The organism is Nocardia sp. 2TAF39, assembly GCF_052114905.1.
GTDB lineage: Bacteria > Actinomycetota > Actinomycetes > Mycobacteriales > Mycobacteriaceae > Nocardia.
Map to the genome: position 1 here is coordinate 22,465 of NZ_JBFRFQ010000042.1, position 14,511 is coordinate 36,975.

Genomic DNA, 14,511 nt, shown 5'->3' on the forward strand with positions numbered 1-14,511 from the left:
ACCTCCAGGAGGGAACTCATGACCGCAAACACGACACACCTCGACCCCGAAGAACTGCACAGCAACCCTGCCTTCACGCAGGGCGTGATCGCACCCGCTGCCCGGACGCTCTACGTTGGCGGCCAGCTCGGCACCGACGGCGCCGGAAACCTGCTCGACGGTATCGAGGCGCAAACCACTCAGGCGATGCGAAACGTGCTGACCGTGCTTGCTGCCGCGGGTACTGGTCCCGAGCATGTCGTCAAACTCAACGTCTACCTCGTCAACGGGGTCGACGCACAGGTGGGATACGCGGCGTCGCGATCAGTGTGGGGCGATCACCGCACAGCAATCACGGTCGTTTCCACCGCAGGACACGCTCGCCCGGGCGCGCTCGTGGAGATCGACGCAGTAGCGATCATCCCCGATACGACGAATCCACAAGTGTAACTCGCCGGGTGGCCGATGCCAGCATCGTTGGTCACGGTCCACCAGCCGAGCACATGCTATCTGGCCACGGTCACCCGCGGGTGCTCGGCGTCGACCGCACCCATGCCGCGACGCTGATCAGCGCACCGACGCTGATCAGCGCCGACGGCTGGCGACACAGCGTTTCGCCGGCGAAACGCCGAACCTCACGAGGGCCGGGGCCCTATGGTGCTCGGCGAGCGTGCTCGCCCTCGCGCCGCTGCTGGACATGTGAACCCGAGAATACGGCGAGCAGGCCGATCCCATCCCGCGCAGATCCGTTCGGTCAGCTGCTGCCGAACGAGCCGCCGCCACCCCAACCGCGGTCGCCCCAGCCGCCACCCCAACCACCGCCGCCCCAACCACCACCGTCACCCCAACCACCACCGTCACCCCAACCGCGGCCGTCACCCCAACCACCGCCACCGCCCCTACCACCACCGTCACCCCAGCCACCGCCGTCACCCCAACCACCACCGCCCCAAGGGGGATCGACCTGTACCACACCGAGTATGGGCGTCTGCGCGGCCGTGGCAGGAACCGCCGCCGTGATCGGAACGGCTATCGCAGCTCCCACGAGCACGACCTTCGCGAGCAATTGGCACGTGCCGGTTCGGCGCGTCTTGTTGATAGTCATCATTACCTTCTTCCGGCGAGTTCGCCGCACGGACCTGACTCGCCGATTGTCGAGTTCGTTGACATTCCCCGACCTATCCGATCGTAGGCCCGCACCGTCGGTGCCACCACCATGCGAACAGTCCGGATTGAGCGCGAGAATGGTGTGTCGGTTCAGCGCACGCTCAGGTACTCAGGAGCCGGTTCGAGCTGCGGCAACCGAGTTGATCCTGGGGTGCCCGGGCATGAATCTGCTCCCGGAGTGTGCGAGCTCGCGGCCGACGCCACCCGACTGAGCGAAGTCGACCATCATGAGCCCGGGCGGGCCGCCTGATGGCGCGCAGCATCGTACTGCTCGAAATATGCCTCGCCTACGACGAACATTCCGCGTTGCGGCAGCCAGAAGTCACCCAACCTCGCCTGCTCGGCCAGCGGCCCCGGAGGACCGATATCGATTCCGTCGATCCGTGCACCACTCTTCTCGACGGTCCACAGCATCCGCGGATTGGCCCGGAACCATTGACCGTTCGGGGAAGTGCCGCTGAGCCGCACCCGCCCGACACCCAGCGCCGGACCCGCAACCCGCGCCATGAGCGACAGGACACCAGGGCGTCGCCACAAAGCCGCGGGCAGCGTGCGACCGAGACCCGTCATCGCCACCGTCGCCGCCGATCGTCCCAGCTCGACATCCCACACGAGCCTGTCGCGCACCTCCACTGTGAACGCGGACGGGCCCGTCCAGGTCACCGAAATATGTTCAACCCGTACGTCTTCAAGGGCCGAGCCGAAATAGCGGGCGCAGCTGGCCTCCGGGGAAACACTGCTGTAGATCACCCATTCGCCGGCCGGCTCTCGATGCCACACCGAGTCGTACCCTGCACCGATCGAGCTCGCAGGGAAATGCCGAAACGCCAAGTAGTGGCCGCTGGCGAATGGCATTCCCATCAACCCGTAGCCGGAAAATCGCTCCTGATCCTCACCCGATGGGAGCGCTCTGTCGATTTCGGCGATCGATCGTGGGCTGTCGGTCATCGCCAGCCTCCTCGAGGAGTGGACCCCTACCAGTCATCTTACGTGGCGCGAAGGGTGGCCGACCCAGGCACAAACATCCTGCGATTCGATGCCATTCCAACGCGCCGGCGACCCGACCACCCTCGTTCCTCGGGTTGATCCGCCCGGCACGGCGCCGTCTGGTATTCGGCGCATTTTATTGCCTTGTTGATCCGGAAAGCGTTGGCGCACAAGCTAGATCCGCTCGTCAAGCTCCTCCGTGACGACCGTGCGCACAGTCGAGATGGCCCCTGCCTACAGCTGCCGCGAGGGTGCCGTATCGAGGAGAGGCACGACTCTATTCGTCAGGAGCACAGCAAGCATGGGGACCACACCCCCGTTCCATCACGACCACCAAGCAGGCATTAGGTTAGCCTGACCTTAGTCAGGTAGGGTTGGCATCCTGTGCGCGGTAGACGCTCGGCTGGCGACGTGAGTACACCGAATGCCTCGATGCGACCTCGCACGGTGTCGACGCAGTTGCGCTGGAGGCGCGACTCAGCACATCGGGCTGCAATCAACGGAGGCAATGGCATGCTACGGGAACATACATTCCGGGATCCTGCTCGGTGGCAACCCCGCAGGGTCTTCCGGCGTCTGCACACTCGAGCCACCGCGACTCGCTGTCGTCGCCGTGTCGTGTGGTTCCTGGCCTCGGTCCTGCCTCTCCTTGTTCTTCCGGGCAGTGTCGGTGCGGTAGCGACAGCGCAGAGCAATACAACCAGAGCGGGTGGGACGAGAATCTCGGCTCTGAGCTGGATGGAGATCCGGGACTCCTCGGGAGTACCGTTGACCGACTATCTCTTCGCCACTGGCCACGGCGGTCTGCTGAATCCGTTGGAGACAGCGGTGGCAATGGTTCTCGGCCTGGAGTTCATCGGATACATGGTCCTGGTGACCTCGATGGTGTGGGTGATCGGCTTTGCGATGAGCTTCCGGTGGCTGGATCCGTTCGGCAGCGCGTTGAACGGGGTCGCGGATGCCCTCACCGAACAGATCGCCACCCCCATTCTGCTGATGGTGGCGGCATCGATCGGCGCATTCTTCGTGGCGTGGTTCGTGGTGCGCGGATATCATGCCAAGGCGGCGATGCAGGTCGTGACGATGGTGGGGGTGGGACTGCTCGGCCCGATCGTGCTGGCGGAACCGCTGGCCGACGTCCTGTCGTCGGATGGCCTGCTGGCCACGGGCCGCAATCTGGGTATCTCGGTCGCCGCCGGATTGCACGGTCACCGGCGTCCGGATCCCGATCAGCTGGTGGCCACCATGCAGGCGGATATGGCCGACAATTTCGCACGACACCCGGTGCAAGTGTGGAACTTCGGACATGTAGTCGACAGCTCACCCAACTGCCGCGCCGCATGGTCGGCGGGAGTGCGAGCCGGCGACGACAGCCGAGTGCTGAACGGCATGCGGACCTGCGGTGACTCGGCAGCCTATGCCGAGGCCGACCATCCCGGGATGGGGCAGATCGGCTCCGGGCTGGTGCTGCTGGCCTGCGGGGCTATCGTGCTGTGCTTCGGGACCTATCTGGGATTGAAGGTCATCTGGGCCGCACTGGATGCGATCTATCACGCCTTCATGACCATATTCGGTTTCGCCGCAGGCGGATTCGTCTACGGGCCCACGCAAACCTTCCTGGTCCGGAATCTCGTCGACAGCTTCCTCGCGGCGGCGCGCATGACCATCTTCACCCTTTTCCTCGGCGTCTACACATTGTTTCTGGGCAATCTCTTCGCACAGGCCCACGACCAAGTCATGGTCGTGCTCGTCCTCGGCGCCATCGTGGAGATCGTCGCCATCGTCCAACTCAGGCGGCTCAGCGCCAATCTCACCAACGGCACCGATTGGATCACCAACCGGTTCAGCCTCGCCATCCAAGGCGCTGGGAACTCTGCCCGTGACGGCTCGAGCGGTAACGCCCCAGGTATGGGCTACGCCGGAGCTCGGCACGCCATGACCGGCCCGCACGGCACGCACGGCGGCGGGTTGCTTGCCGGGACGTACGCACTCAACGCCATCAACACCAACCCGCTGACCTCGTGGCTATTCCTGCGGGATCACCCTCTCGACCCTTATTCGAAGATGAAGAACAGGGCGCAACGAGAACTGTGGCAAGCCCAGGCCACCGCGATCGGCTCGTCCACGATCTATGGACGCGACGGACTGTTCACACACAATTTCCGGGACAAGCAGAGCCTTGTGCACGCTGCCCGTGCCGGCGTCACCGCGGCCGAACAAGCCGGTCGCGGCGGCATCAATACCGCTCGTGGCGCCGCCGCGGCCATCGAGGCGGCGGTGACGCAACGCGGCGCGAGCCTGTCCCAGCTGAGCTCCGCCTTGCGTGGCGCGGGTTTCACCGACGACGATCTGGTCCACCGAGCTGTCGACGCCCGCAGCCAAGTCATGCGATACAGTGCGGCCGATTCGCTGGCCGACAAGAACCTGTCCGGCGTCGTCGCCGCTGCCGCCTACGCCAATGCGGCGCAAACCCCCGCCGCGATCGCCGAGATCGAACGCGCGGCACTCACCTACCTGCACCACATGCCCGGCGCAGTCACCCTTCGCGGCAACACGACCGACATCCACACCCCGCTGGGGTACGTGCACGGCTATATGGCCGCTCCCAGCAAGGCGAAACTGTCCGCCCTGCAGAAAGTCGCGGACGGTGAGGAAACGGCTCCATACAGCCGCGAGGAAGCGCTGCTTATGATGCGATGGATCGGCACCGAACACGCACAGCGAACCGCCGCCGCCGTCGATAGGTTCGTCGCCGAGCCGGCCGAACGGGGCCACATGCGTGCCGTCCAAGCCGAACTCAGCGCCGCGATCGACACCGACCGCTGGTCCGGCGGCTCCAAAAGAACGCCCACCAACATCGTCCCCTCCCCCGCCATCCGGTGATTGCACTGCTTGCCGCCTACGGGGATAGTGTCATCGCGGACGGCCCGGTCCGTGTGCGGGCCCCCCATGGACACCGTCACACCCTGAGCCGGCAGTGCCCGCACACGCATCCGGTCTCGGCCTTGTGTCGGCGGCCATCTTCGAACTCGACGAGCTGCGCTTGCCTGCCAGGGGCACGCGGCGTCCGCGGCCACATGACAACCAGCGACGAAAACACCGAAACTACAACGCCGTCAATAACATTCACGTCATGCGTGGTATTATCGCGTTGTCGACCACGCCCATCGGCGAAAGTGGGACCGAGCCGGATTTCAGATAGTCCCCCCTCGGTCATGCCGCATACGACGACTCGACGGCAACATTCCGTCAGCATGTCGGTCCCGGCTTCCAGTGCTGCAGCCGGAGATCTTCGTGGGTAGTGCGCAAGGTGGATGGGGTGCACCCTGTTTCGTGCTGAAATACTCGGTAGAACTGGGCGTAGCTGCCGAAGCCGGCCGTGAGGGCGGCGGCCAATGCTGTGGTGTGTTCGCCGTTGCCGTAGGCGAGTAGGAATCGGTGCAGCCGTTGCTGGTTGCGATAGCGAGTGAGCGGGATACCGATCTGGGCTCTGAACAGACGACTCAGGTGTGTGGGACTGAGGCTCGCTGTGCGCGCCAGATCGGTTAGGGCGCCTGCGTTCGGGTCGGTCTGTAACACCTGGGCAACCGCGCGGACGCTGGGATGGACATCGTCACTGTCGACGACATCGTTGCTGTCGAGAAACGCGCGCCAGGCCAAAGTGAGAAGGTAGGCCAACCCGGTGTTGGCCAGGGCACGGTCCCGAGTCTCGGCGGCGCACACCTCACCGAACAGGATTTGCAGGCGACGGGCATGTGCGGCGCCGAGGCGGCGTGAGAACTGCTCGACCGGATCATCCTGCGCGAGAGGTCGTGTGTGTGGAGCCATCGCGATTCGGGCAACCAGCTCGGGCGTGAAGACCGCCCACCATAGCTCGTGGTCGGCCGATTGGTTTACCAGGATGTGTTCTTGTGCCGGAAACAGCCACGTCAACGTGCCGGGACCGAGTTCGTAGCGACGCTCACCCAGCAGGTAGGTGGCAGTGCCATGCACGACCAGATTGACCTCCAGCTCGGCGTGGCGATGGGCGCGAACACGGACGTCACCGGCGTTGTGGCGCACCGCTCGACCATCGAGACCGTCGGGCAGTTTCAGATCTTCGAACACGCAAGAAACGATAAGTACTTGCTGAGCCGTGAGAAGACCGTCGTGCCCTGATTCGCCGAAACTGTGGTGAAACATTTTCGCCGACCACCGGGAGAACCTCATCACTGCCTTGAATAACGTGTCTTCGCCGGTCACGGCTGAGCACATACGCCTGTTCCAGGACGAGGGGTTCTTCGTCCTCGAAAACGCCCTTGATTCGCATGATCTGCAAGCTCTTCGCGATGAGTGTCAGCGCTTCGTCGATGAACGCGACGCCGAAATGGATCAGCTCGGCGTCGACAGCCTGGACCTCGATCATCGCGGTCGACGCTACTTCGTCCACGCCTACGACCACAGCGCGGCGATACGACGGTTTCTGGTCTGCGACCTGATGATCCAGATCGCCCGAGCGACACTGGGCGAGACGATATACCTGTTCAACGAGCAGTACGTCGTCAAGGCTGCAGAGCGGGGTATGAGGTTCGGTTGGCACCAGGACTCCGGTTTCATCGACTACCCGCACACTCCATACCTCACCTGCTGGATCGCCCTCGATGACGTCACCGCAGCCAACGGCACCGTGTATCTTCTGCCGTACTCTCGGGCCGGAACGCGCGAGGTCGTTCGGCATGTGCGGGACGAGGAGACTCGGGACCGGATCGGCTACTTCGGCGACGATCCAGGCGATCCGGTGATCGTGCCGGCAGGCAGCATCGCCTGCTTCTCCAGCACGGTCCTGCACCGCAGCGGTCCCAACACAACAGATCGGATGCGCCGCGTCTACCTGGCGCAATACTCGGCACAGCCGATTCTCACCGCTGACGGGGCCCAGCCACGACACTTGGCCCTACCCCTGCTGATCAACGGCCACCGCAGCACCTGACCGGCACGGAACTCGGCGACTTGTAGAGCTTTCCCGCCGTCCTGGCCGACACCACAGAACCGGCACCCATCAAGCCGAACGTCGTGGCACGCAATGCGCGTCGGCGACCGCGTTTACGAGCACGTCGTATATCTCGCTGGACCTTGGTATCGCGTTGTCGAACCGAAACCTCATGAGTGACAGTTGCGTCAGTGCGCGCCTAGCGCATCGAGGATCATCGGACGTGCCGTCGCGAGCGCTTGCTGCCAGTAGGGCCAGGTGTGTGTTCCGTTGACGATGTCGACGCGAGCGGCAATTCCGAACTCCGCGGTTCGATCACGGAACATCTGGGCGGCAGCCATCGTCATCGCCTCGAGGCTCATCGCGTTCACAGTGTTGCCGATCCCGTACGGCAGGTCGAGCGGACCAGGCACGCCATTGCCCGTCGAGACGTATATCGGCAGTCCGCGCAGCGATTCTGCCTGCACAGTGGCATCGTTTCGGTCCCAGGCGGGGTCACCTGCCGGACCCCACATGTCGTCCACATTGAAGTTTCCCTCGTCCCACATGGCAGCACGCATCGCTTCGCTCCAGAGCGGAAACGTCGGGTGCACGAAGCCTGAAAAGGATCCGGCGAACGTGAACTGGTCGCGATGGTGGCCGGCCAGCGTCAAGGCGGCGTTGCCCCCCATGGAGGCCCCGACGATGGCGTTGTTGGTTCGCGACACGCCGTACCGTTGCAGGAAGGCAGGCAACTCCTGGGTGAGGAAGGCCTCCCATTTGTACGTCGTCGCCTGACGGTTGGTACTACTCGGTCGGTACCAGTCGGTGTAGAAGCTCGAGCGACCACCGACCGGGAACACCAACGTGACGTTATCGCCTGCGAACTGGCGCAGCGCGTCGGTATCGGTCGTCCACTGGTTGTGGTCGGCCGGCGCACGGAGACCGTCGAGCACATAGAGCGCTGCGCTCCCGCCGCGGGCCGCCCACTGCACCTGGACTTTGATCGGCCCCATGCTGGACGGCACGAATAGCTCCTCGTAACCGCCTACGGGTGCGCGCAATATCGGTGCGTGGATCGGTGCGGCGGTAGCCACCGCCGCACCGATCGACGACATCAGTACGGCTGTTGCCATGACAGCCCCGGTCTTTCTCCGCCACTCACGAATTACCCGCTGGTCCCCAGGTCGCGCTGCCACGCCCACCCCGCATACCTCCTATCTTCTTCCCCGGTCAGTGACCGAGGAGACCCGAATTCGGCTGTCGCTCAGACCGAGTCGTTTCCTGCGCGCTTGCGGCTCCGCAGCGCCCGGAATCGGAATGACCATCATAGATGGTGCCGCAATCGCGCTCGAGCCGCCGCGTACGCGGTGAACTGTCGTCAGCGCGTACGTGCACTGGCTCTACCGGCAGCTCCTCGACTTCGGAGTGCGGTTGATTAGGCCATCTACGCGGGTGTGCCGCAGGGTGTCCGCCGATGAGCACGCCACGTCCGCCGAGTCCACGGCTGACACAGCAACACGCGCCCGTGTCAGCGCTGTGTCAGCGGTGGTGGGCACTGTTCTGTGCATGCCGGACGCACGAAACACAACATCCGAAGAATTCGGCGCTGTCGGCGAACAGATCAGGAAAGGGAATGCCATGTCCGATGTCACGCTGTCCGAATTCGTCGAGGCCACAGCCACCGAGTTCGGATTACCCGGCGTTGCCGTCGGGGTCTGAGTGGACGGTAAGGAAGCCTTCGCCTGCCACGGCGTGACGAGCGTCGACAACCCACTGCCGGTCGACGTGGACACCCTGTTCGTATTGGGCTCGGTTACCAAGACCTATACGGCCACAGCACTGATGCGGCTGGTCGCCGACGGGCGAGTCGAACTGGACGCGCCGGTGTGCCGTTATGTTCCCGAACTCGTGCTCCCGGATGAGCGGGCCTCGGCGGAGATCACCGTATCTCAGCTGCTCAACCGCACCGCCGGGCTGGACTGGCGGATGAGCGGCGACACAGGCGAAGGCGACGATGCCCTGGCGGCGTACGTGGCGGAGATGGCCGATTCGGAGCTGATCGCGCCGCCCGGCGCCCGGGCCTCCTACAGCCAGGTCGGCTTCAACCTGGCCGGGCGGATCATCGAGAAGGTCACCGGCCTGACCTACGAGCGGGCCATCGCCGCACTCCTGTTCGAGCCGCTCGCGCTATCACATACGTTCTTCGCACTCGATGACGTGATCACCCGCCGGTTCGCAGTAGGCCACAACCTCGGCGAGGATGCCACGCCGTGTGTCGTCCGACAGTTGAAGGACAACCGTGCCAACAACCCCGGCGGTGGCGGCATGTCCTCGATAGCGGACCAGTTACGTTGGGCCCGATGCCATCTCGGCGGAGCAAATACCGAAAGCCGTGCCCGGATGCTACCCGCCGAGATCGTGGATCGGATGCAGGAGCAGACAGTCGAGTTGAACGGCAGCACCCTCGGCGACGCCTTCGGCATCTGCTGGTTCCTGCGCGACATGGACGGCGTCCGCGCCGTCGGACACGGCGGTTCGACGAACGGTCAATTCGCCGACCTGCTCATCGTGCCGGAACGCAACTTCGCCGTCGCCGTGCTGTCCAACGCAGGTCCGGACGGCGGCCTAGCCTTCAATCACGCTGTCGTCCGGTGGGCGCTCGAGCACTACCTGGGGGTGATCGACCGGGACCCGGAGCCGCTGCCCTATGACCAGACACAGGCCAGTGCGATCGCCGGCTGCCACGAGAACGAAACGATGGCACTCACGATTGCGACGGATGGGGCCGGGCTAGCCATCGAATGCGGGATCAAACCGGAGATCCGCGCGGCGGCCGATACCGAACTGCCCCCGGATCTCCCGCCGGCCGGTCTCGGTCTGCTTCCCGGCGATGCGGACGAATACATCATCACCAGCGGTGGATTGCAGGGCCAGCGCGGCTTCTTCACCCACGACGAGAGCGGCGCTATCGTCGGAGCCGACCTCGCGGGCCGTTTGTTCACCCGGGTACCGACGGCAGTCTGATCCGCAGCCCTCGCACCACAGCGCGGTTGGAATGCCGACGCGCGGGTAGTCGCCATCCAGGAGGTGTGAGATGCCCAAGGAATGGAGCAGCAAGGAAGAACGGCAGTACGAGCACGTCAAGGACTCGGCGAAGGGCCGGGGCGCGAGCACGGAACGTGCGAAGGAGATCGCCGCGCGCACGGTCAACAAGAACCGGGCACAGCAGGGCAGGACCAAGACCGCGAGCCGGACCTCTACCGAGGACAAGTCTCCGCAGCAGCGGGGCGGTCAGCGCTCCGGGCGCGGTGGGCCGAAGGGCCCGACGCGGGACCAGTTGTACAGCGAAGCGAAGAAGCGCAATATCAACGGCCGCTCCCGGATGACCAAGAGCCAGCTGGAAAAGGCGTTGGGCCGCAGCTGAGCCACGGCAGTCCGATCGGCGCCATACGGCCGGAAGCGAATTCAGCTGGAAAGCAAGGAACTTCGATGCGCGATTGCACTACCGGACCGGCGTGGTCGCACGCCGCGCTCGCCTCATTGGCCGCCGCCGCACTGGCAGTCGGCGGAGCCGGAGCCGCACAGGCCCGGTCCGACCCGCCCGCCGTCGGCGGCGGTTCGGGAATCATCATCGACAGCCGCGCCGAGTGCACGCTGACCACCGTCGGCCACGACCGTGACGGGCGTCTGCTCGGGCTGACGGCTGGTCACTGCGGTGACCAGGGCGCGAAGGTCCGCGCGGAAGCCGATCCCAGCTACGGGGTGGTCGGCCGTTTCGTGCACTCCGATCCCACGCTGGATTATGCGGTCATCGAATTCGACCAGGGTCGGATCACGCCCGTCGCTCGGGTGGGTGCGACGACCATCACCGGGATCGGAGCGCCCGCGCAGTTCCCGACGGTGGTGTGCAAGAAGGGCCGCACCACCGGCACCAGCTGCGGCGTGGCCTGGGGCGACGTGCGCGCGACCAACAACGAGACCTGGACTCAGATGTGCGTACTGAAAGGCGATTCCGGTGCGCCTGTTCTGGTCGGCACCACCCTGGTCGGCATGGTGAACGCATACCTGGGCATCGGCTGCTTCGGTCCGGAAGTCGGCACGAATATCAGCACGATCATCGCCGATCTGGAGGCGCGCGGCGACGTGGGCGCCGGCTACCGGCCGCTACCGGCCGGATGATCAGCCACGCGCGCCCGCTCTGTCGGACCGAACCGGGAGGTCGCACTGCAGGTAGCGGAGAGCCGTCCGCCGTCAAGACCTGATTCGGCATGTCCGGCGACGAGGAGGAGTAGTCCACACCTGGCCCGCTCGATGTTCGTTAGCTCACAATCACGTCGAGAATCGCCGGTCCATGGCATGGTTGTCTAGTGAGATCAGGCCGATCGACGTGATCCGCTTGGCTCATCTACAGAAAAGAATGAAATAAGCAATGACTCAAGGCAGTGTGAAGTGGTTCAACAGCGAAAAAGGCTTCGGCTTCATCGCGCAAGACGGTGGCGGCCCTGACGTCTTCGTTCATTATTCCGCCGTGTCCGGCTCGGGATTCAAGTCCCTTGAAGAAGGGCAGCGCGTGGAGTTCGAGGTCGGCCAAGGACAGAAGGGCCCGCAGGCCCAGGACGTCCGCGCTATCTGATCGACGCAGCTTGATAAAGCCCCGCGCTACGGCGCGGGGCTTTTGCGCGTTTTCGGGGCGCTCACCACAGCAGCCACGGTCGGCGATGGGGGACTCGAGGCGGGCAGCACCCGACTAGCGCGGGACTCCAGGTAGTCCGGCGAAGAGGATTTGAAAAACAGTGGGAGGGTTGGCGTCACCGCAGTCGACGGAACGTAGGGAGCGCCCTCGTTGGTATCGGTGACGCTCGAAACCAGCCATCAGTCTTCCGGTCGCGCAAGGTGCGCGCCGAGGCAGAGGGCGCATTCCGCTGAGCCCCGCGCGTCGCCCGCGCGCCGAAACTCGTCCGGCCAGAACGCTCATCGGTTGCTACGCGCGCTGCTAGGCTCCTCTGCGACCTCAGCGGCTGTTCTTGCGCTACCGGAGTGCGCGGGTCCGCTCGTGCAGGACGAAGCTGCGAAATCTCATGACGGAATGGATAAATCATGCAACTCCGCGGCATCACTGCGGCAGCGACACTGGCCATCGGTTCCCTGACTCTCAGCACCGGCGTGGCATACGCCGAGCCGACGACACCCGACATCGTCTACTCGGCCCGACTAGTGGACAAGACGGTGGTCGCCGCGCTCGAAGACGGAACGTTCGAGTTGTTCAAGGCACTTCGGGACCAGGTGAGTACCGACGCGAACGCCCGGCTGACCGAGCGGGACGGTGTGCTCGTCGACAGCAGCGGCATCCGCGCCGACGCCGCGCAGGTGATCGACATGGTCGACATCCGGGACCGCGACGGGCGCGTCGCCATGACGTTGCCGCTGGACTTCCGGGTCGCCGACACCGCGATCCCGGTGCGGCCGGAGCTGAAGAAGGACGCCACGGTGCTGGAGCTGACGCCGACCAGGCCCGAGGGGCTGGCGATCAGCGAACCACTCGTCGCCAAGCCTGTGGCGTCGACAACCGAAAACCAGCGCGCCCGTGACGAATTCGCTGGCCAGTTCGGGCTGGCCACCGCCGTCGGCGGCTTCATCGGCACCGCCATCGGCGCCACGATCGGCTGTATCGCCACGATCGCGGTCGGCTGTGTGGCGGGCCTGCTGACCGGCGCAACCCTCGGCGGCATCCTCGGGTCCATCGCGATCGGCGGCCCCACTCTCCTCACGGCGGGCGTGGACCTGCTCACCACGTTGCAGGCTGCCGACGGCACCACCCACTGGGCGGACAGGCCCGCGCAATCCGCACCGGCGCAGCCGAACTGACAGCTGGTCCCGGCGGCGCACGACGCCGCCGGGACGAGCACCGCGCCGCTACAGCGGCGCGGTCGTCGTGTTCGAGCGCCCCACGCGCTCGTCGTTGATCAAGTGGTAGGCCCAGCCGAGATCGTCGAGTGCCCGCTCCCACCTGGCTTCTGCGTCACCGCCGCGGGGGTTACGGCTGAGCAGGAGCAAGGCCTCGGCCGCGTCGGTGGAGCGTGCGGCGGCGTCGAGCAGGACCGGTACCGGATCCACGGTGATGCCCGCCGCAAGGGCACCGATCCGATCGTGCAGCCACTGTGCGTCGAAACGGACTTGTTCCGTGGCATTTTCGCCGTCCGCCGGTTGCGCGCTGACCGCGGCGGCCTTGGCGGCCTCGTCGTCCTCCGTGGTGGTGATGACCTGCCGCAGCTCGCTGCTCGCCACCCGATGTAGCAATCCGACCAGCATGGCCCGCTCCGTGTTCGGACCGCGTAGACCGGTGTCACCCAGCCGCGCGCCGACCTCGTCCGGGTCGACACGCAGAATCGACAGAACCGCTCGCAACTGCGCAATCGTGACCACTTCGTCCGCCCCTCTTCATCGTCGCGGGCCCACCATCACATCTCGGCGACGGTGTGCCAAGCCCACAGCACGTTAACCACCCGGTAGCCATCTTGCGCGATCGAGCGTGTCGAGACAACCACCACCGACATTGTGGTGCTCCTTCCGCCCCGATCCGGCCCTGCGGTCCAGGTCACGCGAACCGCAGGGTAAAGCTGCGAGCAGGTTGGGTACTCCATCATCTATGGGAGCGATACCGGCGCGGGTCACTGGCGACACGACCACGCCCACAGTGCGCGAGTCCGAACACGGCGATGCGATCGCGAGCACGAAATGGCGTCGGATCAGAGAAGTGATCGCGACCCGCACCATCGCCGACGCGACGCGGGAAGTGTCGATCGAAGTCGGCAAACCGCAGATGGCGCCCGGCGACACCGGTGTGGTGTGCGGATTCCGCATCCAAGACATCGGAGAGCGCTGGGCGCATGGCGCCGATACGATCGCGGCGCTGTACCGCGCCCTCCAAGAGATCGCCGCCGAGCTGCGACAGGCCAACGACCGGGGGGCGCAGTTCGAAGTGACCGAACCGTCCGATCCACGGTTCCCCGCCGCCCCTACCCGGCCGTCCCGTGCCGCAGCCACAGCCGATCACGAGCCGCAGGCGCTGATTGCCGCACGCACTCTGCGCGACGCCGACAGCTCGCTGTCGATCATCATCGGCAGGCCGTACCTCGCGGCCGACGGACGTCATCACCTATGCCGGTTCCACATCAGCGAGCAGGGCTCCTCCGTCGCCACCGGCGTCGACGAGATCCAGGCGCTGCACACCGCGATCAGCATGATCAGCGAACGCCTGGAGCTGCCGCACGATTGGCCGGTCAGCCGCCTGTCCTGAGCCGACACGCAAAAAGAACGACAAGCCGCCCAGCCGGTTCGGATTCGGCATCGAATCATCGGTTGGTGGATTGTCGTCGACCGCGCAACGCCGCTCCGTGCTCCTGAGCGGTGGGCATGCCCGACACCGA

The 14,511-nt window shown here is 65.3% G+C and carries 15 protein-coding genes; 10 read left to right on the plus strand and 5 right to left on the minus strand.

All coding sequences use genetic code 11. From position 1 onward, the window contains the following. Positions 1-18: 18 nt before the first annotated feature. Positions 19-429: a RidA family protein gene (locus tag AB4Z47_RS23525; RefSeq protein WP_441953639.1), complete on the plus strand. Its 411-nt coding sequence runs from the start codon at positions 19-21 to the stop codon at positions 427-429. 304 nt (positions 430-733) lie between these two features. Here AB4Z47_RS23525 and AB4Z47_RS23530 read toward each other — a convergent pair whose 3' ends face one another. Next, complete coding sequence (locus tag AB4Z47_RS23530; protein ID WP_441953566.1) at positions 734-1,084, minus strand: hypothetical protein; 351 nt, start codon at positions 1,082-1,084, stop codon at positions 734-736. Positions 1,085-1,371: 287 nt separating this feature from the next. Then, a complete protein-coding gene (locus tag AB4Z47_RS23535; RefSeq protein ID WP_441953568.1) occupies positions 1,372-2,094 on the minus strand; it encodes a hypothetical protein in 723 nt (240 codons plus the stop codon). A gap of 807 nt (positions 2,095-2,901) precedes the next feature. Between AB4Z47_RS23535 and AB4Z47_RS23540 the strand changes: the two genes are divergently transcribed. After that, positions 2,902-5,016, plus strand: coding sequence for a hypothetical protein (locus AB4Z47_RS23540; RefSeq protein ID WP_441953570.1), 2,115 nt, complete (start codon positions 2,902-2,904; stop codon positions 5,014-5,016). Between the two features lie 366 nt (positions 5,017-5,382). Here the strand turns inward: AB4Z47_RS23540 and AB4Z47_RS23545 are convergent, their stop codons facing one another. Beyond that, positions 5,383-6,240 (minus strand): helix-turn-helix domain-containing protein, encoded by an 858-nt coding sequence (locus tag AB4Z47_RS23545; protein ID WP_441953572.1) that lies wholly within the window; start codon positions 6,238-6,240, stop codon positions 5,383-5,385. Positions 6,241-6,358: 118 nt separating this feature from the next. Between AB4Z47_RS23545 and AB4Z47_RS23550 the strand changes: the two genes are divergently transcribed. Continuing rightward, entirely contained in the window at positions 6,359-7,102 is a 744-nt protein-coding gene (locus AB4Z47_RS23550) for a phytanoyl-CoA dioxygenase family protein (protein ID WP_441953574.1), read from the plus strand. Positions 7,103-7,290: 188 nt separating this feature from the next. Here the strand turns inward: AB4Z47_RS23550 and AB4Z47_RS23555 are convergent, their stop codons facing one another. Then, entirely contained in the window at positions 7,291-8,217 is a 927-nt protein-coding gene (locus AB4Z47_RS23555) for an alpha/beta hydrolase (RefSeq protein ID WP_441953576.1), read from the minus strand. A gap of 433 nt (positions 8,218-8,650) precedes the next feature. Between AB4Z47_RS23555 and AB4Z47_RS23560 the strand changes: the two genes are divergently transcribed. The 6 genes from AB4Z47_RS23560 (at position 8,651) to AB4Z47_RS23585 (ending at position 12,949) form a co-directional block, all read left to right on the plus strand. After that, the gene (locus tag AB4Z47_RS23560; protein WP_441953578.1) at positions 8,651-8,803 is read left to right on the plus strand and encodes a hypothetical protein; all 153 of its coding nucleotides are present in this window, start codon (positions 8,651-8,653) and stop codon (positions 8,801-8,803) included. Then, a complete protein-coding gene (locus AB4Z47_RS23565) occupies positions 8,804-10,108 on the plus strand; it encodes a serine hydrolase domain-containing protein (protein ID WP_441953580.1) in 1,305 nt (434 codons plus the stop codon). It begins immediately after the preceding gene. A 70-nt stretch (positions 10,109-10,178) separates the two neighbouring features. Continuing rightward, positions 10,179-10,508, plus strand: coding sequence for a plasmid stabilization protein (locus AB4Z47_RS23570; protein ID WP_441953582.1), 330 nt, complete (start codon positions 10,179-10,181; stop codon positions 10,506-10,508). A 65-nt stretch (positions 10,509-10,573) separates the two neighbouring features. Next, positions 10,574-11,263, plus strand: a complete 690-nt coding sequence (locus AB4Z47_RS23575) for a S1 family peptidase (protein ID WP_441953584.1) — start codon at positions 10,574-10,576, stop codon at positions 11,261-11,263. A 250-nt stretch (positions 11,264-11,513) separates the two neighbouring features. Then, the gene (locus tag AB4Z47_RS23580; protein ID WP_327114982.1) at positions 11,514-11,717 is read left to right on the plus strand and encodes a cold-shock protein; all 204 of its coding nucleotides are present in this window, start codon (positions 11,514-11,516) and stop codon (positions 11,715-11,717) included. A 464-nt stretch (positions 11,718-12,181) separates the two neighbouring features. Then, complete coding sequence (locus AB4Z47_RS23585; RefSeq protein ID WP_441953587.1) at positions 12,182-12,949, plus strand: hypothetical protein; 768 nt, start codon at positions 12,182-12,184, stop codon at positions 12,947-12,949. Between the two features lie 48 nt (positions 12,950-12,997). Here AB4Z47_RS23585 and AB4Z47_RS23590 read toward each other — a convergent pair whose 3' ends face one another. Further along, entirely contained in the window at positions 12,998-13,489 is a 492-nt protein-coding gene (locus tag AB4Z47_RS23590; RefSeq protein ID WP_441953589.1) for a hypothetical protein, read from the minus strand. A gap of 241 nt (positions 13,490-13,730) precedes the next feature. On the opposite strand from AB4Z47_RS23590, the gene AB4Z47_RS23595 reads away from it, so the two are divergent. Beyond that, the gene (locus AB4Z47_RS23595) at positions 13,731-14,381 is read left to right on the plus strand and encodes a DUF6968 family protein (RefSeq protein WP_441953591.1); all 651 of its coding nucleotides are present in this window, start codon (positions 13,731-13,733) and stop codon (positions 14,379-14,381) included. Positions 14,382-14,511: the final 130 nt, after the last annotated feature.